Annotated in this window: 21 protein-coding genes, 1 pseudogene and 1 riboswitch; of the genes and pseudogenes, 18 read left to right on the top strand and 4 right to left on the bottom strand. The window is 72.6% G+C overall.

What is annotated here, in order from left to right; all coding sequences use genetic code 11:
- Window positions 1–140 precede the first annotated feature (140 nt).
- Window positions 141–271, top strand: a riboswitch (FMN riboswitch).
- Between the two features lie 217 nt (window positions 272–488).
- The 10 genes from ribD to ACZ6C1_RS33910 all read left to right on the top strand — a co-directional run bounded on the left by ribD (window position 489) and on the right by ACZ6C1_RS33910 (window position 9,091).
- A complete protein-coding gene (ribD, locus tag ACZ6C1_RS33955; RefSeq protein ID WP_469246414.1) occupies window positions 489–1,565 on the top strand; it encodes a bifunctional diaminohydroxyphosphoribosylaminopyrimidine deaminase/5-amino-6-(5-phosphoribosylamino)uracil reductase RibD in 1,077 nt (358 codons plus the stop codon).
- Window positions 1,566–1,567: 2 nt separating this feature from the next.
- Window positions 1,568–2,176 carry a riboflavin synthase gene (locus ACZ6C1_RS33950; RefSeq protein ID WP_469246380.1) on the top strand — a complete coding sequence of 203 codons (609 nt, stop codon included), beginning with the start codon at window positions 1,568–1,570 and terminating at the stop codon, window positions 2,174–2,176.
- Entirely contained in the window at window positions 2,173–2,808 is a 636-nt protein-coding gene (locus ACZ6C1_RS33945) for a nicotinamide mononucleotide transporter family protein (RefSeq protein WP_469246378.1), read from the top strand. The genes ACZ6C1_RS33950 and ACZ6C1_RS33945 overlap by 4 nt, the downstream gene beginning before the upstream one ends.
- Window positions 2,805–4,085, top strand: coding sequence for a bifunctional 3,4-dihydroxy-2-butanone-4-phosphate synthase/GTP cyclohydrolase II (locus ACZ6C1_RS33940; protein ID WP_469246376.1), 1,281 nt, complete (start codon window positions 2,805–2,807; stop codon window positions 4,083–4,085). The genes ACZ6C1_RS33945 and ACZ6C1_RS33940 overlap by 4 nt, the downstream gene beginning before the upstream one ends.
- Before the next feature lie 33 nt (window positions 4,086–4,118).
- Complete coding sequence (gene ribH, locus ACZ6C1_RS33935) at window positions 4,119–4,604, top strand: 6,7-dimethyl-8-ribityllumazine synthase (RefSeq protein ID WP_064067073.1); 486 nt, start codon at window positions 4,119–4,121, stop codon at window positions 4,602–4,604.
- Window positions 4,605–4,639: 35 nt separating this feature from the next.
- Complete coding sequence (locus ACZ6C1_RS33930) at window positions 4,640–4,912, top strand: phosphoribosyl-ATP diphosphatase (RefSeq protein ID WP_031078175.1); 273 nt, start codon at window positions 4,640–4,642, stop codon at window positions 4,910–4,912.
- A 49-nt stretch (window positions 4,913–4,961) separates the two neighbouring features.
- On the top strand, window positions 4,962–5,810 hold the full coding sequence (hisG, locus tag ACZ6C1_RS33925) for an ATP phosphoribosyltransferase (protein ID WP_469246374.1): 849 nt from the start codon (window positions 4,962–4,964) through the stop codon (window positions 5,808–5,810).
- Window positions 5,811–5,874: 64 nt separating this feature from the next.
- The gene (locus ACZ6C1_RS33920; protein ID WP_469246372.1) at window positions 5,875–6,327 is read left to right on the top strand and encodes a PH domain-containing protein; all 453 of its coding nucleotides are present in this window, start codon (window positions 5,875–5,877) and stop codon (window positions 6,325–6,327) included.
- Window positions 6,328–6,563: 236 nt separating this feature from the next.
- Window positions 6,564–7,904 (top strand): hemolysin family protein, encoded by a 1,341-nt coding sequence (locus ACZ6C1_RS33915; RefSeq protein WP_469246370.1) that lies wholly within the window; start codon window positions 6,564–6,566, stop codon window positions 7,902–7,904.
- A complete protein-coding gene (locus tag ACZ6C1_RS33910; RefSeq protein ID WP_469246369.1) occupies window positions 7,901–9,091 on the top strand; it encodes a hemolysin family protein in 1,191 nt (396 codons plus the stop codon). Before ACZ6C1_RS33915 ends, ACZ6C1_RS33910 begins: the two co-directional genes overlap by 4 nt.
- 132 nt (window positions 9,092–9,223) lie before the next feature.
- Here ACZ6C1_RS33910 and ACZ6C1_RS33905 read toward each other — a convergent pair whose 3' ends face one another.
- Window positions 9,224–11,164 (bottom strand): AAA family ATPase, encoded by a 1,941-nt coding sequence (locus ACZ6C1_RS33905; RefSeq protein ID WP_469246367.1) that lies wholly within the window; start codon window positions 11,162–11,164, stop codon window positions 9,224–9,226.
- Window positions 11,165–11,545: 381 nt separating this feature from the next.
- The gene (locus ACZ6C1_RS33900; protein ID WP_469246366.1) at window positions 11,546–12,175 is read right to left on the bottom strand and encodes a uridine kinase family protein; all 630 of its coding nucleotides are present in this window, start codon (window positions 12,173–12,175) and stop codon (window positions 11,546–11,548) included.
- 136 nt (window positions 12,176–12,311) lie between these two features.
- Here ACZ6C1_RS33900 and ACZ6C1_RS33895 point away from each other — a divergent pair, with 136 nt between their 5' ends.
- From ACZ6C1_RS33895 to ACZ6C1_RS33885, 3 genes are all read left to right on the top strand, one after another.
- A complete protein-coding gene (locus ACZ6C1_RS33895; RefSeq protein ID WP_469246364.1) occupies window positions 12,312–13,715 on the top strand; it encodes a peptidase C39 family protein in 1,404 nt (467 codons plus the stop codon).
- Window positions 13,716–13,831: 116 nt separating this feature from the next.
- Entirely contained in the window at window positions 13,832–13,978 is a 147-nt protein-coding gene (locus ACZ6C1_RS33890; RefSeq protein ID WP_469246362.1) for an SCO1431 family membrane protein, read from the top strand.
- A gap of 354 nt (window positions 13,979–14,332) precedes the next feature.
- Window positions 14,333–15,505: an acyl-CoA dehydrogenase family protein gene (locus tag ACZ6C1_RS33885; RefSeq protein WP_469246360.1), complete on the top strand. Its 1,173-nt coding sequence runs from the start codon at window positions 14,333–14,335 to the stop codon at window positions 15,503–15,505.
- On the opposite strand, the gene ACZ6C1_RS33880 is transcribed toward ACZ6C1_RS33885, so the two are convergent.
- Entirely contained in the window at window positions 15,468–15,719 is a 252-nt protein-coding gene (locus ACZ6C1_RS33880) for a hypothetical protein (RefSeq protein ID WP_469246358.1), read from the bottom strand. The genes ACZ6C1_RS33885 and ACZ6C1_RS33880 overlap by 38 nt on opposite strands.
- Before the next feature lie 226 nt (window positions 15,720–15,945).
- Between ACZ6C1_RS33880 and ACZ6C1_RS33875 the strand changes: the two are divergent.
- Window positions 15,946–16,167, top strand: a pseudogene (locus ACZ6C1_RS33875) (hypothetical protein); the annotation flags it as partial.
- Between the two features lie 184 nt (window positions 16,168–16,351).
- On the opposite strand, the gene ACZ6C1_RS33870 reads toward ACZ6C1_RS33875, so the two are convergent.
- Window positions 16,352–16,750, bottom strand: coding sequence for a hypothetical protein (locus ACZ6C1_RS33870; protein ID WP_469246356.1), 399 nt, complete (start codon window positions 16,748–16,750; stop codon window positions 16,352–16,354).
- A gap of 204 nt (window positions 16,751–16,954) precedes the next feature.
- Here ACZ6C1_RS33870 and ACZ6C1_RS33865 point away from each other — a divergent pair, with 204 nt between their 5' ends.
- From ACZ6C1_RS33865 to fxsA, 4 genes are all read left to right on the top strand, one after another.
- Window positions 16,955–17,395 (top strand): Lrp/AsnC family transcriptional regulator, encoded by a 441-nt coding sequence (locus tag ACZ6C1_RS33865; protein WP_126887834.1) that lies wholly within the window; start codon window positions 16,955–16,957, stop codon window positions 17,393–17,395.
- A gap of 22 nt (window positions 17,396–17,417) precedes the next feature.
- Window positions 17,418–19,043, top strand: a complete 1,626-nt coding sequence (locus tag ACZ6C1_RS33860) for an amidohydrolase (protein ID WP_469246354.1) — start codon at window positions 17,418–17,420, stop codon at window positions 19,041–19,043.
- Window positions 19,044–19,647: 604 nt separating this feature from the next.
- A complete protein-coding gene (locus tag ACZ6C1_RS33855; protein WP_469246352.1) occupies window positions 19,648–20,475 on the top strand; it encodes a polyprenol monophosphomannose synthase in 828 nt (275 codons plus the stop codon).
- A gap of 49 nt (window positions 20,476–20,524) precedes the next feature.
- Window positions 20,525–21,118, top strand: coding sequence for an FxsA family membrane protein (gene fxsA / locus ACZ6C1_RS33850; RefSeq protein WP_469246412.1), 594 nt, complete (start codon window positions 20,525–20,527; stop codon window positions 21,116–21,118).
- Window positions 21,119–21,254: the final 136 nt, after the last annotated feature.

Genomic DNA, 21,254 nt, shown 5'->3' with positions numbered 1-21,254 from the left:
GACGCAGACATTAAGAGGACTAGACCAGCCGGTCAATAGGTCTGGACCAGTTGGGAGGTTCGGTCGGGCTGTGAGGCAGGACACAGCCTTCGCCCGCATGGGTGACGACCGGGCGTGGCACACTGGCCCTGTATCAGCAGCAGCGCACTCCGGGGTCGGTGTAATTCCGAACCGGCGGTTACAGTCCGCGACCCGGCCGCATCCAGTGGCCGGTTGACCAGGTGAAATTCCTGGACCGACGGTGAAAGTCCGGATGGGAGGCAGTGCGCGGCGGGTGACCCCTTCCTCGGGGCGACCGGCCGTACGTCCGCTGGTCGCCGACGTCCGGCGACCGCGTGGCCCGGCCTCGCGTCCCCCGTGCGACGGTGTTCTTCCCGCTCTCTGTCGTCATCGACAGGCCCCGGAGTCCGCGCCCGAAGAGGCAGGAGGACCCGGTGGCCACCGCAGTGGACCCGACCGGCACGGCGGACGCGGCCGACGTCGCCGCCATGCGCCGAGCCGTCGAGCTCGCCGCCCGCGGACTCGGCTCCACCAGCCCCAACCCGGTCGTCGGATGCGTCATCCGCGACGCCTCCGGACACGAGGTCGGCGCCGGCTGGCACGAGCGCGCCGGAGGTCCCCACGCCGAGGTCAACGCCCTCCGCCAGGCCGGGGTTCTCGCCCGCGGCGGCACCGCGTACGTCACCCTGGAGCCCTGCAACCACACCGGCCGCACCGGCCCCTGTGCCCAGGCCCTCATCGAGGCCGGGATCGCCCGCGTCGTCTACGCGGTCGGCGACCCCGACCCGCAGGCCACCGGCGGCGCCGACACCCTCCGCGCGGCCGGCGTCGAGGTCACCGCCGGGCTCCTCGCGGCCGAGGCCGAGGCCGGCAACGCCGCCTGGCTCACCGCCGTCCGCCTCGGCCGTCCCTACGTCCTGTGGAAGTACGCCGCCACCCTCGACGGCCGCATCGCCGCCCAGGACGGCACCAGCCGCTGGATCAGCTCGCCCGAGTCCCGCGCCGACGTCCACCGGCTGCGCGCCGAGGCCGACGCAGTGATCGTCGGCTCCGGCACCGCCCGCGCCGACGACCCCCACCTCGCCGTCCGCGGCATCGAGGGCGTCGTCCAGCCGCTGCGGGTCGTCGTCGACACCGAGGCCACCGCCGTCAGGCCCGGCGCCCGCGTCCTGGACGACGCCGCGCCCACCCTCGTCGCGGTCGCCGAGGACGCCGAGACGGACCTGCCCGACGTCGTACGCCTGCCGAGGGCGGGCAAGGGCCTGTCCGTCCCCGCCCTGCTCGCCGCCCTGCACGAGCGCGGTGTCCGCTCCGTACTCCTCGAAGGCGGCCCGGTCCTCGCCGGATCGTTCGTCGCCGCGGGAGCCGTCGACAAGATCGTCGGCTATCTCGCCCCGGTCCTCCTCGGCGCGGGCCCCGCCGCCCTCGACGGCGCCGGGATCACCACCCTCACCGAAGCGCTGCGGCTCGACGTCACCGAGACCGTGCGCATCGGCCCCGATCTTCGTATCACCGCCACCGTCGCACCCACCGCCGCATCCCCCGTCGCACCCAAGGAGCGCTGAGCGTGTTCACCGGAATCGTCGAAGAGCTGGGCGAGGTCACCGCCGTCGAGAACCTCGGCGACTCCTCCCGCTTCCGCCTGCGCGGCCCCCTCGTCACCGAGGACGCCAAGCACGGCGACTCGATCGCCGTCAACGGCGTCTGCCTCACCGTCGTGGAGACCGCCGACGGCGAGTTCACCGCCGACGTGATGGCGGAGACGCTGAACCGCTCCAGCCTCGGCGCCCTCGGACCCGGCTCCCGGGTCAACCTGGAGCGCCCCATGGCGGTCGGCGACCGGCTCGGCGGCCACATCGTCCAAGGCCACGTCGACGGCACCGGCACCATCCTCGCGCGCACGCCCTCCGAGAACTGGGAGATCGTCAAGATCTCCCTCCCGGAATCCCTGCGCCGGTACGTGGTCGAAAAGGGCTCCATCACGGTGGACGGCGTCAGCCTCACCGTCGTCGACGCGGGCACCGACCACTTCACCATCAGCCTCATCCCGACCACCCTCGCGCTGACCACGCTCGGCATCAAGGAGCCCGGCGACCCGGTCAACCTCGAGGTCGACGTCATCGCCAAGTACGTCGAGCGGCTCGTCGGCACCACGTACGGGGGGAACACGCAGTGAACTGGCTCAACTCCGAGGCCTTCACCGCCTTCGACCAGCACATCCTGTGGTCCGACATGATCGGCAACACGATCGGTCTGATCGCCCTCGCCCTCGGCTGGCGGCGCTCCATCCTCACCTGGCCCGCCCAGCTGCTGTCCGGCGTCATCCTGATCGCCGCCTACGCCTCCGCCCAGCTCAGTGGCGGCGTCGGCAAGCAGCTCCTGGTGATCGGCGTCGCCGCCTGGGGCTGGCACCAGTGGTCCCGCGGCAGGCAGCAGGCCCAGGACGGCACCATCGCCGTCCGGTTCGCCTCCTGGAAGGAGCGCGGACTGCTCCTCGCCGGCGCGGTGCTCGGCACCCTCGCCGTCGGCGGCCTGTTCACCCTCTACCCGTCGCTGTCCTGGAGCCCGTGGGCCGACGCCTACATCTTCGTCGGGACACTCGTCGCGATGGTCGCCCAGGCCCGTGGCCTGGTCGAGTTCTGGTTCGCCTGGCTCCTCGTGGACCTCGTCGGCGTCCCGCTCGCCTTCAACAGCGGCCTGGCCTTCTCCGGCCTGGTGTACGTGATCTACTTCGCCCTCGTTCTGTGGGGCATGCGCGACTGGTGGCTCCGGACGCGCACTCCGGCTCTGGAAGGAACACCGGCATGACAGCGCTGACCGTGTGGGACGCCATGGACCTCGCCCTCGACCCCGTCGAGCAGGCCATCCGCGACATCGCCGCCGGACGCCCCGTCGTGGTCGTCGACGACGAGGACCGCGAGAACGAGGGCGACCTCGTCATCGCCGCCGAGAAGGCCACACCCGAGATCGTCGCCTTCATGATGAGCGAGTGCCGCGGCCTGATCTGCGCCCCCATGGAGGGGGACGAACTGGACCGCCTCCAGCTCCCGCAGATGGTCGGCGACAACACCGAGTCGATGAAGACGGCCTTCACCGTCTCCGTCGACGCCGCCCCCGCCCACGGCGTCACCACCGGCATCTCCGCCGCCGACCGCGCCACCACCCTCCAGCTGCTGGCGGGCGGCACGGCGGAGCCGGGCGACTTCGTCCGCCCCGGTCACGTCTTCCCGCTGCGCGCCCAGCCCGGCGGCGTCCTCGTGCGCAACGGCCACACCGAGGCCGCCGTCGACCTCGCCCGGCTCGCCGGTCTCCGCCCGGCCGGCGCGATCGTGGAGATCGCCGGCGAGGACGGCGTGATGCTCCGCCTGCCCGAGCTGGTCCCCTTCGCCCGCAAGCACGGCCTGACGATCATCTCGATCGAGGACCTCATCGCCTACCGCCGCGGCAACGAGCCGACCGTCCGCCGCGAGGCCGAGGTGCGACTCCCGACCGCACACGGCGAGTACACCGCGTACGGCTACCGCTCCACCGTCGACGGCGTCGAACACATCGCGCTCGTCCACGGCGACATCGGCGACGGCGAGGACGTCCTCGTCCGGGTCCACTCCGAGTGCCTGACCGGCGACATCTTCCACTCGCTGCGGTGCGACTGCGGCCCCCAGCTCCAGGCGTCCATGGAACGCATCACCGAGGCGGGCCGAGGCGTTGTCGTCTACCTCCGCGGCCACGAGGGACGCGGCATCGGGCTGCTGTCCAAGCTGCGCGCCTACGAACTCCAGGAGCGCGGCCACGACACCCTCGACGCCAACCTGGAGCTCGGCCTGCCCGCCGACGCCCGCGACTACGCCGCCGGCGCCCAGATGCTCGCCGACCTCGGCGTACGCAGCCTGCGGCTGATGACCAACAACCCCGACAAGGTCGACGCCCTCGTCCGGTACGGGCTGACCGTCAACGGCCGCGAGCCCATGCCCGTCCAGGCGGGCGAGCACAACCTCCGGTACCTGCGCACCAAGCGCGACCGGATGGGCCACGACCTGCCCTGGCTCGACGCCGCCGCCGGCGCGTCGCCCTGCAACAACCAGTAAGACAGCCAGAACCACCAGCAAGGAGACACCCACGTGAGCGGCAAGGGCGCACCCGAACTGAGCGTGAAGAACTGCGGCGACCTCCGGGTCGCCGTGATCGCGGCACAGTGGCACGAGAAGATCATGGACGGTCTCGTCAACGGCGCCCTGCGCGCCCTGCACGAGCTCGGCATCGACGAGCCGACCCTGCTCCGGGTCCCCGGCAGCTTCGAGCTCCCGGTCGTCGCCAAGGTCCTCGCCGGCCGCGGCTACGACGCGATCGTCGCGCTCGGAGTCGTCATCCGGGGCGGCACGCCCCACTTCGAGTACGTGTGCCAGGGCGTCACCCAGGGCCTCGTCCAGGTCTCCGTCGACACCGGCGTCCCCGTCGGCTTCGGCGTCCTCACCTGCGACACCGAGGAGCAGGCCCTGGACCGGGCGGGCCTGGAGGGTTCGAACGAGGACAAGGGGCACGAGGCGGTCACCGCCGCCGTCTCCACCGCGACCACACTGCGCACGGTCAGCGAACCCTGGCGCTGAGTGCGTGCCGGGCACCCCGTACTCTTAGGACCATCATGGCGAACAAAACCTTCGAAGAGCTCTTCGCCGAGCTGGAGCTCAAGGCCAAGACCGGCGACCCCGCCACCTCCCGCACCGCCGAGCTGGTGGACAAGGGTGTCCATGCCATCGGCAAGAAGGTCGTCGAAGAGGCCGCCGAGGTCTGGATGGCCGCCGAGTACGAGGGCAAGGAAGCCGCCGCCGAGGAGATCTCGCAGCTCCTGTACCACGTCCAGGTGATGATGGTCGCCCGCGGGATCTCGCTCGACGACGTCTACGCCCACCTCTGAGCCCACCTCTTCCCAGAGAACTCCTTTACACAGTTAGGAAGCCCACCCCATGCTGCGCATCGCCGTCCCCAACAAGGGTTCACTGTCCGGACCTGCGTCGGCGATGCTCCATGAGGCCGGCTACCAGCAGCGCAAGGAGTCCAAGGAACTGGTGATGGTCGACCCGGAGAACGAGGTCGAGTTCTTCTACCTCCGCCCCCGCGACATCGCCATCTACGTCAGCTCCGGCAAGCTCGACATCGGCATCACCGGCCGCGACCTGCTGCTGGACTCCGGCGCCAACGCCGAGGAGATCCTCCAGCTCGGCTTCGCCCGCTCCACCTTCCGGTACGCCACCAAGCCCGGCACCGCGAGCGGCCCCGCCGACTTCGGCGGCATGACGATCGCCACCTCCTACGAGGGCATCGTCGCCAAGCACCTCGCCGACCAGGGCATCGACGCCTCCGTCGTCCACCTCGACGGCGCCGTCGAGACCGCGATCGAGCTCGGTGTCGCCCAGATCATCGCCGACGTCGTGGAGACCGGCACCTCCCTGCGCAACGCGGGCCTGGAGGTCATCGGCGAGCCGATCCTCAAGTCCGAGGCCGTCGTCATCCGCCGCACCGGCGCCCCCACCGACGACCCCAAGGTGCAGCAGTTCCTGCGCCGCCTCCAGGGCGTCCTGGTGGCTCGCTCGTACGTGATGATGGACTACGACTGCCGCGCCGAGCACCTGGAGCAGGCCGTCGCCCTCACCCCCGGCCTGGAGTCCCCGACGGTCTCGCCGCTGCACAACGAGGGATGGGTCGCCGTCCGCGCCATGGTCCCCGCCAGGGAGGCACAGCGGATCATGGACGACCTCTACGCCCTGGGCGCACGCGCGATCCTCACGACCGAGATCCACGCCTGCCGTCTCTGAGGCCCCTCCCCGCCCCACACCCCCCACCCGCGGCCCGAGGCCCGAGCCAGAACCGGTACGCCACATGTCCGACCCCCACGCCCCCTCCCTCCCGGTCACCTTCCGGCCGACCCGGACCCGGGCCGTCCTGCTGATCGTCGGCACGGCGATGTTCGCGACCATCACGGCCGTCGCCCTGATGCTGGAGAAGCTCGGGCCGGGGGAGCGGGTGAGCTTCATCTTCGTCGCGGCGCTCTTCTTCGGCGTCCTGGCGCTCCTGAGCCGTCCCAAGGTCGTCGCCGACGACGAGGGCGTCACGGTCGTCAACCTCACCCGGACACGCCGACTGGCCTGGGCCGAGATCCTCCAGGTGAACCTGCGCGAGGGCGACCCGTGGGTCTTCCTCGACCTCAGCGACGGCACCAGCATGCCCGCCCTCGGGATCCAGCCCGGCATCGGCAAGCAGCAGGCCATCCGTGACGCGCGGGCGCTCCGCGCGCTCGCGGAGACCCGCGGCACCAGCAGCGACGCCGACTGACGAAGCACCGCCCCAGGACCGGCGTGTCGCCCGTATGGGCGCCGACCCTCTGCCCCACCGGGCGCAGGCGTGATTACTCTTATGGCGGTGGCGCCGAGCGCGCCACCGCCTCGCGCACACGGCAGCACACGCACCACCAGGCCGGCGAGGCCCCAGCGACCCGAGGAGTGATTCCCTCCAGCAATGGACGGATCGTCCGGTAGTACCTGCGCCGCCCCCTCCGAGGAGGCGGCGGCATGACCATCCCCCTCCTGCTGCTCGCCGCGGCATTCCTCCTGATCCTCGCCAACGGCTTCTTCGTGGCGGCCGAGTTCGGCCTCGTCACCGTGGAGAGGGCGGACGCCGAACGCGCCGCCGCCGAGGGCGACCGGCGGGCCCGCACCGTCGTCGAGGCCCTGCGGGAGCTGTCGTTCCAGTTGTCCGGCACCCAGCTGGGCATCACCATCACCTCGCTGGTCGTCGGCATGCTCGCCGAACCGGCGCTCGCACAGCTCCTCGACGGGCCCCTCACCGCGACCGGACTGCCCCAAGGGGCCGTCCCCGGCGTCGCGGTGGCCATCGGCATGCTGGGCGCGTCCGCCGTCCAGATGGTGATCGGCGAACTGGTCCCCAAGAACTGGGCCGTCTCCCGGCCCCTGCAGGTCGCGCGGTTCGTCGCCCGGCCGCAAACCCTCTTCTCGTCCGCCTTCCGGCCGGTCATCACCCTGCTCAACGCCGCCGCCAACCGGCTCGTGCGGCTGCTGGGCGTCGAGCCCACCGAGGAACTCGCCTCCGCCCGGACACCCGGCGAGCTCGTCTCCCTGGCCCGCCACTCGGCGCGGGCCGGTGCCCTCGAACAGGACACGGCCGACCTCTTCGTACGGACCCTGTCGCTGGGCGGGCTGACCGCGCAGCACGTGATGACCCCCCGGGTGAAGGTCAACGCGCTGCGGACCGACGCCACCGCGGCGGACGTCGTCAACCTCACCCGGGCCACCGGGCTTTCGCGCTTCCCCGTCTACCGGGAGCGCATCGACGAGATCGTCGGCATGGTCCACCTCAAGGACGCGCTCGCCGTCCCCGCGCCCGAGCGGTTGCGCACGCCGGTGGGCCGGGTCGCCGTCCCGCCGCTGCTCGTCCCGGAGACGCTGCCCGCCCAGGCACTCCTGGAGCGGCTGCGCAGCGAGCAGCCGATCGCCGTCGTCGTCGACGAGTACGGCGGCACCGCCGGGGTCGTCACCCTGGAGGACATCGTCGAGGAACTCGTCGGCGAGGTCCGCGACGAGCACGACGCCGAGGGCGACGACCTGCCCGAACTGGCGGCCGTCGCCGCCGAGGACGGCAATCCCGCGTGGGAGGCCGACGGGAGCTGCCGCGTCCACACCCTGAAGCGGATAGGCCTCGAAGTCCCCGACGGGCCGTACGAGACCGTCGCCGGGCTCGTCGCCGACCTGCTCGGCCGCATCCCGGCCCCCGGCGACCGGGCCGAACTGCCCGGCTGGCACCTCTCCGTGCGCCAAGTGGACCGCTACCGCGCCGAGCGCGTCCGCCTCGTCCGCACCGCCGATGCCGGCGTCCTGGCGGAGGCCACCCGATGAGCGCCCTCCAACTCCTCTTCGCGGGCCTCCTCGTGCTCGCGAACGGCTTCTTCGTGGGTGCCGAGTTCGCCCTCGTCTCCGTACGCCGCAGCCAGATCGAGCCGCTCGGCCCCGGCTCCAAGCGGGCCCGGCAGGTCCTGTACGGCCTGGAGAACCTGCCGCAGATGATGGCCGCCGCGCAGTTCGGCATCACCGTCTGCTCGCTGACCCTCGGCGCTGTCGCCGAACCCACCGTGGCGCACCTGCTGGAGCCGGTCTTCCACGCCGTGCACCTGCCCGAGGGGCTGATCCATCCGCTGGGGTACGTGATCGCGCTCGCCGTGGTGGTCTTCCTGCACCTCGTCATCGGCGAGATGCTCCCGAAGAACCTGGCCATGGCGGCGCCGGAGAAGACCGCGCTGTGGCTCAGCCCCGGCCTGGTCGGCTTCGCCCGGCTGTGCCGGCCGGTAACGGCGGCGCTCGGGGCGTGCTCCCGGCTCGTCCTCAGGGCGTTCGGGGTCGAGCCCAAGGACGAGGTCGAGGCCGTGTTCACCAGCACCGAGCTCGGCCGGCTCGTCGAGGACTCCCGGCAGGCCGGACTGCTCGCACCCGCCGAACAGGAACGGCTGGAGGACGCCCTGGAGCTGGGCAGCCGCCCGGTCTCCGACGTCCTCATCCCGCGTACGTCCCTGGTGACGGTCCCGCCGTCGGTCACCCCGGCCGAGGTCGAGGAGCTCACCGTCCGCACCGGGTACTCCCGCTTCCCGGTGTGCGCGGAGGGCGGGGGCGGCGTCTTCATGGGGTTCGTGCACGTCAAGGACGTGCTGGACCTGGAGGACCCCGACCGGGCGGTCCCGCAGCACATCTGGCGCCCGATGGCCACGCTGCGGGCCGAGCTGCCGCTCGACGACGCCCTGACCGTGATGCGCCGCGCCGCGACGCACCTCGCGCAGGTGGCCGACGCGTCGGGGCGCATCCTGGGCCTGGTCGCCCTCGAGGACGTCCTGGAAATGCTGGTCGGCGAGGTCCGCGACCCCGCCCACCGCTCGGCGACGCCCCCGGTGCCGGTGGTCGCGCCGGGTACCCCGGCCCCGTCCTCGGGCGCCGGTCCCACCCAGGCCTCCCAGGGCGCCCGGGCCGACGGCCCGTCCCCGGAACCGGCGCCGAGCGCCGACGCGGACCCCGCCCAAGGGCTGCTCACGGCCTGAGCCGACCGGCGGCACCCGCCGCCGGCGCCCCGGGCGCGGTGCATGGCCGACGCCCGGGGCGAGCGGACGACGACGCCCAGGGGCGGGCGCCTCCGCCGGGGCCCGCCCGCCCTGCCCGGGCGGATTCGCCGGTCAGTAGCCCGTCGGGCCCGGCGCGCCGGGGGCGCCCGGCGGGTCCTGGGGGCCCCGGTGCGTGGGGCCCCGGCCGGAGAGCACCTCGCCGTACGCCTGCATGAGGTCCGGCAGGCGCAGCGTGGCCAGGTCCTCGCGGGTGGGCGTCACGGTGTAGCCGGACAGCCGCAGATCGCGGTACGCGCACGACTTCTCGTACAGGGTGCGCAGGAACCGGCCGTTGCCCAGCTCGTCGATCCACCCCTGCTCGACGACGTGCGCGCTGATCGAGCGCAGCTCGTCGAGGGCCTCCTCGTCCCAGACGTCGTCGTTGGCCGCGGCCAGCACCTCGCCGATCGCGGTGAGCTCGAGCGGCCGGTACGAGGGGAAGTCGACCCGTGTGGTGAAGCGGGAGGACAGGCCGGGGTTGGCGGCGAGCAGCCGGTCCATGCCCTCGGGGTAGCCGGCGAGGATGACCACCAGGTGGTCGCGGTTGTCCTCGGCGCGCTTGAGCAGCACCTGAAGCGCCTCGTCGCCGTACGCGTCACCCTTGCTGTAGCCGGAGTTGGACAGGGAGTACGCCTCGTCCACGAACAGGACCCCGCCGAGCGCCGAGTCGATCAGCTCGTTGGCCTTGACGGCGGTCTGGCCGAGGAACTCGCCCACGAGGTCCGACCGTTGGGCCTCCACGAGATGGTCGCCGCCGAGCAGGCCGAGGGCGTAGAAGACCCGGCCGAGGATCCGGGCGACCGTGGTCTTCCCGGTTCCGGAGGGGCCGGAGAAGACAAAGTGACGTTTCGGCGGTTGGACCGGAAGGCCTTGCCCGGCCCGCAGCCGCGCCATCTCCAGCTGTGCCGAAAGGGCCTTGACCTGCCGTTTCACCGGCTCCAGGCCCACCATGCGCTCCAGCTCGGCGAGCGCGTCGGCCAGCAGCGCCGGGTCGGTGGGGCGGGCGGGGAACACCGGCGGACGCGGCCGGCCGGGGACGGGTGCCTGCTCCCGCAGGCCATGGGCGGGAGCCGGTGGCTGAGCGGGCGGCTGGCCCGTCGGCTGCCCCGGTGGCGGCTGCTGAGCGTCGCCGACGCGCAGTACGTCGCCGGGCGGAACGTCCGGCACGTCGGGGAGGTCCACCGCGTCCTGGCCGAGCCCGGCCAGCGACACGGCGGCCAGGTCGGCCGGATCGTCGCAGCCGTCGAAGCCGTCGTACTCGGCGATCGCGGCGAGCCGTGCCGCGGTGTCCATGAAGGCCGGGTCGATCCGGTGCACGGCCCGGTAGAGGGGCAGGGCCGAGGCGCTGCGGCCGGTGCCCTCGCGGGCGCGGGCCAGCCAGTAGCGCAGCTCCTTGCGCTGCGGCTGCTCGCTGCGGCACCGCATCAGGGCGGCGGCCAGCAGCGGCTCGGCCTGGCCGTACATCTCCAGGCGGACGCGGGCCATGCCACCGAACAGCCCGGCTTCGATGCCCAGCAGCGGATCGTTCACCAGCGGCTCGGTGTGGCGCACCAGCTGGTCCCAGTCCTTGACCAGGTAGGCCCGGCAGGCGTGCAGGAAGCGCACCTGGGGGTCGGCGTCGACGGGCGGCAGCCCGGCCAGTGCCCGGTCCAGCTCCGGCACGTGGCGGCCGTCCAGCCAGTGGGAGGCGTGCGCGAGCAGCAGGTCGCGGGGGGATTCCAGTACGGGCTGGACCCACCAGCCGAGCCAGTACCAGGAGTTCAGTGTGCGCCGGTGGCGCGAGCGCTGTTCACCGAAGCGTTCCCGGTTGCGGTACATCCGCAGCAGCGCGGTGGTGGTGTCGACGCGTAACGCGTGCAGTCCCAGCCAGCCGTCGGCCATGCCGGGATCGATCCGCACCGCCGCCCGGAACTCCTCCTCCGCCTGCGGATACGCACCCATGGTGTAGGCGTCCACGCCACGCAGCCAGGCCAGGTCGGCCGGGGCGTGCGTGCCCTGCGTGCCGATGTCCATCGGGTCCCCCACAAACCGTGTCCCCGTACCGGTCCGCCGGGCGGCCGCCCGCCGGAAGCGTTCCCAATCGCCCTCTCATGAACGGGATTTGACCGCACCGAGAGGCATCGTACCTGCACGGGGAGTGTGCGCTTAAGGGCGCGATCGAAGGCGTGGGGAGCTCCGTGAGCGTTCCGGGGACGGTGACCGACGGTGAGCGTCGGGTGCTCGAACGGCGCCGAAAGGGGAGACGAGGGCAGAACGAAGCCCCCGATCACGGGGGAACAACCGGGGGCTTCGCGTCTGCGACGGCTCCGGAAAGCCGCACATTGAGAACGTAAGACCTGTACCGCCCGTCGGTCAAGCGAAGTTGGGGCACTCTCCAGGCTGATTTCCGACTGCTCAGTACGGTGGCGAAAGCCGGTCACGATCCGTGACGATCTGGTTCGCAGCTGCTGTCGCAGCAGGTCCGGGAAGCCACTCGTATCCCACGGGACACTCGCGTACCAGGACGTCGGCGAAGGGCCGGGAGGGGTCGGCCGCGAAGTGGCGGACCTCCGCCGCCGTCCACCCGTCCCAGAACGCGTACTGCGCCGGTCCGTCCCGGTGACGTCCGCGTTTCCACGACTCCTCGGCACCCCGCTCCATCCACAGCAGCCGGGCGAGGTAGGGCCGCAGCGCCCGGCGCCCGGCGCCCACACCCTCGATCAGGACGACCGGGGCCGGGGGGAGCGGCCGGGGCGTGCCGAAGCGGCGGAGATTCCAGTCGTACGGGTGAAGCTGCGCGACTTCGCCACGGGCCAGCGGTTCGAGTACCTCGGCCCGGAGCCGGTCCGTCCAGGCGAACAGTTCCTCGTGCGTGGCGATGTCGTCGAGATGGAGCACCGGGGCCCCGCCGAGTGCCGCCGCCAGCCGGCCGGCGAAGGTGGACTTGCCCGAACCGGCGTGGCCGTCGACCGCGACCAGCCGGACGGGGCCGCACGAGGGCGGCAGCGCGCGCAGCGCGGCGGCGGGGCGGTGGAGGTCGTCCATGCCGACCACCCTACAAAGCCACAGGTGGAGACCAATATTGGTGGCGCGACGCGTGCCGAATGGCTGGCCCACCCGCCACCGGAACCGGGATAGTGAGCCCACCTGTCGTACCACCCGACCGACCGGGGGTCTCGCCATGACCAGTTCCCCGCCGCCCGGAGCGCCGTCCGCCGGCCGCAGAGCCCTGCTGGCGGCCGCGCTCGCCGCTGTCGGCACCGCCGCGGCCTCCTCGGCGCCCGCCTCGGCCCTGGACGCCCGCCCCGAACCCCGCCCCGGATCCCGCTCCGCCTCCCACCGGCGAGCGTCGTCCGGCCTCGTCGACAACCGCTTCTGGACCTCGTACACCGACTGGCTCTCCGGCACCTGCGCCGGTGCCCGCCCCGCTCTCTCCCGCCGCCCCGCGCTGGTGATCGGTACCCCCGCCGGGCACACCGACTACACGGATCCGCACACCGGCACCAAGGCCACGTGGGAGTACGCGACCTGGACCTCGCCCGAGCACACCTCGACCGTCCCGGCGACCGAGGTCATCGCCTCCTGGAACGCCGACACCCCGGCCGGGACCTGGATCGCGGTCGAGCTGGGGGGCCGTTACACCGACGGCTCCCGGACGCCCTGGTACGTGATGGGCCGCTGGGCGGCCGGAGACGGCGACATCCGGCGCACCTCGGTCGACGACCAGAAGGACGGCCGGAGCACGGTCTGGACCGACACCTTCGCGATCGACGACCCGGCGAGCGGGCTGCGGCTGAGCTCGTACCGGCTGCGGCTTACTCTCCACCGGAAACCCGGCACCCGGCTCACGCCGACCGTGTGGCGGGTGGGTGCCATGGCGTCGGACATCCCGGACCGCTTCACCGTGCCCGCCTCCCCGCCGGGCCTCGCCCGCGAGCTGGTGGTCCCGCGCTATTCGCAGAACACCCACATCGGGCAGTACCCGGAGTACGACAACGGCGGCGAGGCCTGGTGCAGCCCCACCTCCTCCCAGATGATCATCGAGTACTGGGGCCGCAAGCCGACCGCGGAGGACCTGGCCTGGGTGAACCCGGCCTACGCCGACCCCCAGGTGTGCCACGCCGCCCGCTTCACCTTCGACTACCAGTACGACGGCTGCGGCAACTGGCCCTTCAACGCCGCCTACGCCGCCACGTACGACGACATGAGCGCGGTCGTCACCCGGCTGCGGTCGCTGACGGAGCTGGAGAGCCTGATCCGGGCGGGGATCCCGGCCATCACGTCGCAGTCGTTCCGCGCGGAGGAGCTGACGGGCGCCGGCTACGGCACGGCGGGCCACCTGATGACCGTGATCGGGTTCACCGACCAGGGCGACGTGATCGCCAACGACCCGGCCTCCCCGAGCAACGAGGCCGTACGCCGGGTCTACCGGCGCCGTGAGTGGGAGAACATCTGGCTGCGCACCAAGCGCTACAACGCCACCGGGAAAGTGGTCTCGGGCACGGGTGGCGTCTGTTACCTGTACTGGCCCGCGCATCCCACGACCGCGCAACGCCGGGCCCTGGCGGCGGTCGGCATCCGCTGAGCGGCCGCCGAGCGGTGCGGACGGTCACCGGGGCGTGATGAACGTCTCTCCCCGGCGGGCCGTCCGCGCTGGCACTGTGGGGACGTCCCGATCGGTCGAAAGAGTGAGAAACCACCATGACCACGAACGCCGCCGCCGTCGCCGCCCCGCGTGCCCGTACCGGAGGGCCGAAGGACGACGGCCCTGAGCTGCTGGAGCACGCCCTGGGCTGGGTGCTCGTCGTCGTCTTCGCGATGCTGGTCACGCGCGTCGGCCTGCTGTGACCCGCGCGGTGTGCCTCCTCGCCCGACCGGCTTGACGAGCTCCGCGCTCCCGGATGGCACGTACGTGTGGTGCACCGCTGCGGGATGTGGCGGCGACCGGTGAGCGGCGAGTGTGATCACGGTATGCGGTCGATCGTGCGTACCCGGGGCCCGTCGGTCCGGGGTGACGGAAAGATCATCGGCCCCCCGGTGACGGAAGCCCCTCGATCGGGCATACTCAACCCGCCACAGCCGCTGGTCAGCCGGTTCCGTGATCCGGGAAGGCAGCATCGGCGAAGCAGTGAGACCCGGCGGCGCCGCCCAACCCTTTCGCGCGCGCCCGCCGCAGCGCCCGACAGGGAGGAGAGCGCCCCCATGCCCGACCGCGCCCCGCAGCCGGTGGAACGACAGCTGCCCACCGAGGAATCCAGGGACCTCATCGCCCTGGTGCGCGACATCGTCCAGCGGGAGATCGCTCCGCGCGCGGCGGAGGAGGAGGATTCCGGACACTTCCCGCGCGAGGTGTTCTCACTGCTCTCCGAATCCGGCCTGCTCGGCCTGCCGTACGACTCCGGCTTCGGCGGCGGCGACCAGCCGTACGAGGTCTACCTCCAGGTACTGGAGGAGCTCGCCGCGGCCCGCCTCACCGTGGGCCTCGGTGTCAGCGTCCATTCCCTCGCCTGCCACGCCCTGGCCGGTTACGGCACCAAGGAGCAGCAGACCGAGCACCTGCCCGCCATGCTGGGCGGCGGGCTCCTCGGCGCGTACTGCCTGTCGGAGCCCTCGTCCGGATCCGACGCCGCCTCGCTGCGCACCAAGGCGGTCCGCGAGGGTGACGACTGGGTCATCACCGGCACCAAGGCGTGGATCACCCACGGCGGCGTCGCCGACTTCTACACCGTGCTGGCCCGCACGGGCGTCGAAGGCCCGCGTGGCATCACCGCCTTCCTGGTGCCCGGCGACGCCGAGGGGCTCTCCGCCGCCGCGCCCGAGAAGAAGATGGGCATGAAGGGCTCGCCCACCGCCCAGCTGCACTTCGACGGCGTACGCGTCCCCGACACGCGCCGTATCGGCGACGAGGGCCAGGGCTTCGCCATCGCCCTCTCCGCGCTGGACTCCGGCCGCCTCGGCATCGCCGCCTGCGCCATCGGCGTCGCCCAGGCCGCCCTCGACGAAGCCGTCACCTACGCCACCGGGCGGCAGCAGTTCGGCCGCCCCATCGCCGACTTCCAGGGGCTGCGCTTCATGCTGGCCGACATGGCCACCCGGATAGAGGCGGGGCGTGCCCTGTACCTGGCCGCGGCCCGGCTGCGCGACGCCGGCCTCCCCTTCTCCCGGGAGGCGGCCATGGCCAAGCTGTTCTGCACGGACGCGGCGATGAAGGTGACCACCGACGCGGTGCAGGTGCTCGGCGGCTACGGCTACACCGCCGACTTCCCGGTCGAGCGCTACATGCGCGAGGCGAAGGTGCTGCAGATCGTCGAGGGCACCAACCAGATCCAGCGGATGGTCATCGCCCGTCACCTCCTGGGACCGGAGACCCGCTGATCTCCCCGGGGAGCGTCCACGCCGGTGCCGCCGTGAGCCGGGTCCACTCCTGGTCGCGGCGGCCCGGCACGGTCCGGCCGCTGCCGGCCCAGTGGCGGACCAGCGCCCGGTAGATGGGCGGGTCGACGGGCTGCGGAACCGATTCTGCCGAGCCCGGGACCATGCGGCTCACGCCGTAGCCGCTCGTCGGGTACGTCGAGTACAGCGAGGTCATGCCCGGCCAACGCCGAGCGGCCCCGCCTGGTCACCCCCTTCCGGATTCGACCGCCAGTTCCCCCCTGTCCGGCGTGTCCGGCGTGTCCCCGGAGGCGGCGCGTGTCCGGCCACCCCACGGCAACTGACGTACCGTCAAATTCCTTTGCTGTCACCGGTGGTCGTCCGTGTCCGACGACCGTCCGATCGCGCTCGACGAGTGCCCCGTCCACCACGCACCGGTGTCGATGAAGCACCACGTCGGCGGCGGCCGCAACGCCTGCGATCGCTGCCTCTTCCACGTTTCTGACCACCAGGGCCGGGCCCTGCTGATCGCCGGCCTCGGTGTCCATCCCCGCACCGGTGTCATCGGCGCCCACGTCACGCTCCGCACCGGAGACCGACCGCGCGCCGTCCGCGCCTCCGACGCCCTGGCCGGCGACTGCCACGGCCTCTCGGCCGGCCCCCTGTGACGCCCGGCCCTCCACCGGTGGGCACCCTGCGCCGGGCCATCGTGATGCTCCGCGCGGCCTACGGCCAGGCGTACTCGGCGAAGTGGAGGTTCCAAGGACCCGGACGGCCTGATCCTGCACCACGCCATGTCGACGGGGATGGTGCAGGACCGCTACGGGAACCAGCGTGTCTGACGTGACGTCAGGCGGCGCGCCGCATCTGCGGCATCCGGCGGTGTTCCGGGCGCGGCACCTTGATGGGCCGCGAGCCGGGGCCGCCCACGTGCGAGAAGGGCTGGGTGCGCCAGTCGAGCCCCTGCGGGAGGGTCAGCAGCAGGGCGGTGTCCTGCTCCTGAAGCTCCAGCGACTCGTCGGCGGGGCGTGCGTCCGACGCCGCCCGCCCGGTGCCGGTGCACACCGTCAGCACGAACGGGTTCCACGGCGTGGGGCACAGGGCGTGCTCCGGCAGCACGTCCTCGTCCGCGAGCAGCGCGATGGGCTGAGAACAGTCCGGGCAGATCACCCGGACCATCTCGAAAGTGTCGTATGCGTCGAGTTCGTCGTCCTCGTGGGATGCGACCGAATCAACAGGCTCCTGCATGGAGAATCTCCCCCTCGGGTGGGCCGACCAGGCTCTTGCGGCCTCGACCACAGCAAGCAATTCCCTTCCGCCCGTGCGAATAACCATCCGGTCACGGAGCACACCTGTCATAATCCTGTGGTCTTCGTCACATGCCGCCCGCAGGTGCCCCTCCGACGTGCCTCCGACTGTGCCCCGAGGCGCCAGGGGCAATAGGTTGACCGCATGGAGGAGCTGGATCGTCAGATCGTCGAGTTGCTCGTCAAGGACGGGCGCATGAGCTACACCGACCTGGGCAAGGCCACGGGCCTGTCCACTTCGGCGGTGCATCAGCGCGTCCGACGCCTCGAGCAGCGCGGAGTCATCCGCGGCTATGCCGCCGTCGTCGACCCGGAGGCGGTCGGCCTGCCGCTGACCGCGTTCATCTCGGTGAAACCGTTCGACCCCAGCGCCCCCGACGACATCGCCGACCGGCTCGCCGACATCGCCGAGATCGAGGCCTGCCACAGCGTCGCCGGTGACGAGAACTACATCCTCAAGGTACGGGTGGCGACCCCGCTGGAACTGGAACACCTGCTGACGCGGATCCGCTCGCAGTCCGGCGTCTCCACCCGGACGACGGTCGTCCTGTCCACTCCCTACGAGGCCCGGCCACCGCGCGTGTAGTCCCGTATCTAGGCTGGTCACCATGACCGAGAGCGAACACCGCACCGTGCTCCTGCGCGGTGGAGACGTCCACAGCCCCGCCGACCCCTTCGCCACCGCGATGGTCGTCGAGCGCGGCCATGTCGCCTGGGTGGGATCCGAGGGCGCGGCCGACGCCTTCGCCTCCGGCGTGGACGAGGTGATCGGCCTCGAAGGCGCCCTGGTGACCCCCGCCTTCACCGACGCGCACGTCCACACCACGGCCACCGGACTCGCCCTCACCGGCCTCGACCTGTCGGGCGCCCGTACGCTCGCCGAAGCCCTGGACCGCGTACGGGCACACACCGCCGCCCGCCCCACCGACCAGGTCCTCCTCGGGCACGGCTGGGACGCCGCCCGCTGGCCCGAACAGCGCCCCCCGTCCCGTGCCGAACTCGACGAGGCCACCGGCGGCCGCCCGCTCTACCTGCCTCGGGTCGACGTCCACTCCGCCGTCGTCACCACCGCCCTCCTGGACCTGGTCCCCGGAGTCACCGGCCTCCCCGGATACCACCCGGACCAGCCGCTCACCGCCGCCGCCCACCACGCCGTCCGGGCCGCCGCCCACGCCGCCGTCACGCCCGGCCAGCGCGCCGAGGCCCAGCGCGCCGCACTGCGCCGCGCGGCCTCCCTCGGCATCGGCACGGTCCACGAGTGCGCGGGCCCCGAAATCTCCGACGAGGACGACTTCACCGCCCTGCTGGCGCTGGCGGCCGAGGAACCCGGCCCCCGGGTCACCGGCTACTGGGCCGAGGCCGTGTCCGGCGAGAAGGACGCCCGGCGGATCCGCGAACTGGGCGCGATCGGGGCGGCCGGCGACCTCTTCGTCGACGGTTCCCTCGGCTCCCACACCGCATGCCTGCACGAGCCGTACGCCGACGCGGGCCACACCGGTACCGCCCACCTGGACGCGGCCGCCGTCGCCGCCCACGTCACCGCCTGCACCGAGGCCGGGCTCCAGGCGGGCTTCCACGCCATCGGGGACGCCGCGGTCGGCGCGGTCGTCGAGGGCGTACGGGCGGCCGCCGAGACGGTCGGCCTGGCACGCGTGCGTGCCGCCCGCCACCGCGTCGAGCACGCCGAGATGCTCACCCCCGAGACCATCGCCGCCTTCGCCGAGCTCGGACTCACCGCCTCCGTACAGCCCGCCTTCGACGCCGCCTGGGGCGGTGAGGACGGCATGTACGCGCGACGTCTGGGCGCCGAGCGGGCGCGCACGCTCAACCCGTACGCGGCCCTGCTGCGCGCCGGTGTGCCCCTGGCGTTCGGCTCCGACAGCCCCGTCACCCCGCTGGACCCCTGGGGCACCGTGCGGGCCGCCGCCTTCCACCGCACCCCCGAGCACCGCATCTCGGTACGGGCGGGCTTCACGGCCCACACCCGGGGCGGCTGGCGGGCCACCGGGCGGGACGACGCCGGGATCCTCGTACCGGGGGCGCCCGCCGACTACGCGGTCTGGCGCGCCGAGGAACTGGTCGTCCAGGCGCCCGACGACCGGGTCGCGCGCTGGTCCACCGACCCGCGCTCCGGCACGCCGGGCCTGCCGGACCTCACCCCCGGCGTCGACCTGCCGGTCTGCCTGCGGACCGTCGTCTCCGGACGCACGGTCTTCGTACGACCGAACGAGTGACGTAAGGCCATTCCGCGCCCCCGTCACCGTTCCGGACCGGTCGCCCACGACCTGGGGATCTTCCCCTCTGACCTGCTGTTTCTGTCAATCGCCGCAGGTCGAACGACTGTTGACAGCGAGCGGTCGACGGCCGGTAGGTTCGGCCGGGTCCACCACAGGACGTCCGACCGGTCGACCTTCACGCAGTCGTCGAACGCCGCTGGGTCATGGGGTGGTGCGCCGCACCGGCGCACCACCACTGGGAGCCAGGTTCAGCGCCCGCGCCTCGGGGGCGAGGGAAGGTTTTTGCCGATGGGAGGTCCCCCCTGCTCCGCGGAGCTCGGGGAGGTGCGAACCGGGTGGGGCCCGGACGTTCAGTAGACAACGGCTCTCGGTCGACCCGCAGCCAGCGGGCCCCAGGTCGGCCCGAAGGACGTCGGGCCCCCACTCGCGCCACGCCGTTCCGCCTGCCCCCGCCTGCCGATCCATGATCCTTTCCCCGTGCCGGCCGGACCGGTCCGTGTGCCGTTCGGCCCGGTCCGGACGCTTTCCGTACCGCCGCCGCGACCGGTCCCGCCCGGGGCTCGCTATGGTGGTGATCCGTGTACGGACGTAAGGGGCAGCAGTGAACGACGGTGGCCAGAGGCGCTACGGCCCGCTCGGCAGAGCCTTGGTGATCATCCCGACCTACAACGAGGCCGAGAACATCAAGCCGATCGTGTCCCGGGTGCGCGCCGCCGTGCCCGACGTCGACGTCCTGGTCGCCGACGACAACAGCCCCGACGGCACCGGCAAGCTGGCCGACGAACTGGCCGCCGAGGACGATCACGTCCACGTCCTGCACCGCAAGGGCAAGGAAGGGCTCGGAGCCGCCTACCTGGCGGGCTTCCGCTGGGGCATCGAGCGCGACTACGGCGTCCTCGTCGAGATGGACGCCGACGGCTCCCACCAGCCCGAGGAACTGCCCCGGCTGCTGACCGCCCTCAAGGGCGCGGACCTCGTCCTCGGCTCCCGCTGGGTCCCGGGCGGCCGGGTCGTGAACTGGCCCAAGTCCCGCGAGTTCCTCTCGCGCGGTGGCAGCACCTACTCGCGCCTGCTGCTCGACGTGCCCATCCGGGACGTCACCGGCGGCTTCCGCGCCTTCCGCAAGGAGACCCTGGAGGGGCTGGGCCTCGACGAGGTCGCCTCCCAGGGCTACTGCTTCCAGGTCGACCTGGCCCGCCGCGCGGTGGCCACCGGGTACCACGTCGTCGAGGTGCCCATCACCTTCGTCGAGCGGGAGCTCGGTGATTCCAAGATGAGCCGGGACATCGTCGTCGAGGCGCTGTGGCGGGTGACCGCCTGGGGTGTCGGTTCCCGCGCCGGCCGCCTCCTCGGCCGCCGCCCGTCCGTTCCCACGCCGCCGCCCGGCGGTGGCGACGCGGGCGGAGCCGGAGCTTCCGGCCGTTCCTGAGCGGCCCTTTACGCCGTCCTGGCGCGCTCCCGGGCACACTGGGGGCATGATGACCGGTCCACCGCCCCCTCCCGCCCGCACACCGCGCTCACGCGCCCGCACCCTCGTGCCGCTCGGCCTGGCCGCCTGGCTGGTGCTCGAGATCTGGCTGCTGACCCTAGTGGCCGGGGCGGCCGGCGGACTCACCGTGCTCCTCCTGCTCGTCGGGGGTGCCGTGCTCGGTGCCGCGGTGATCAAGCGGGCGGGGCGCAGGGCCTTCCGTACGCTCACCGAGACCCTTCAGCAGCAACAGGGCGCCGCGCCGGGGTCCCCCCTCGGCCCGGACCGGGCGAGCACCGGAAACGGCTTTTTGATGCTCGGCGGGCTCCTGCTGATGCTGCCGGGCCTGATCTCCGACGTGGCGGGCCTGCTGCTCCTGATCCCGGGGGTGCGCGCCATGGCCGGGCGGTACGCCGAGAGCGCCCTGGAGCGCCGTGTGCGGGCGGCCGTGCCCGGTTACGGTTCCCTGGGCGACGCGTTTCAGCAGGCTCGTATTCACCGTCCCGACGGCAAGGTCGTGCAGGGTGAGGTCATCCGCGACGAAACGTCCCGGCAGTCGGGCGCGTACGACGACGAGGGCCCTCGGCCGCCGCTGACCCGCTGAATCGTTCACCCTCCGGGCGACCCGCGAGGGGCGGGCGCACACGACAAAGCCGCGGGGGGGGGGGGGGGGGGGGGGGGGGGGGGGGCGGGGGGGGGGGGGGTGTGGGGGGGGTGTTTGGGGGGGTTGTTTTTGTTGG

It is taken from the genome of Streptomyces sp. NPDC041796, from assembly GCF_055590785.1.
The sequence above is the reverse complement of the archived record's forward strand: the minus strand, read 5'-3'. Positions and strand labels throughout refer to the sequence as shown.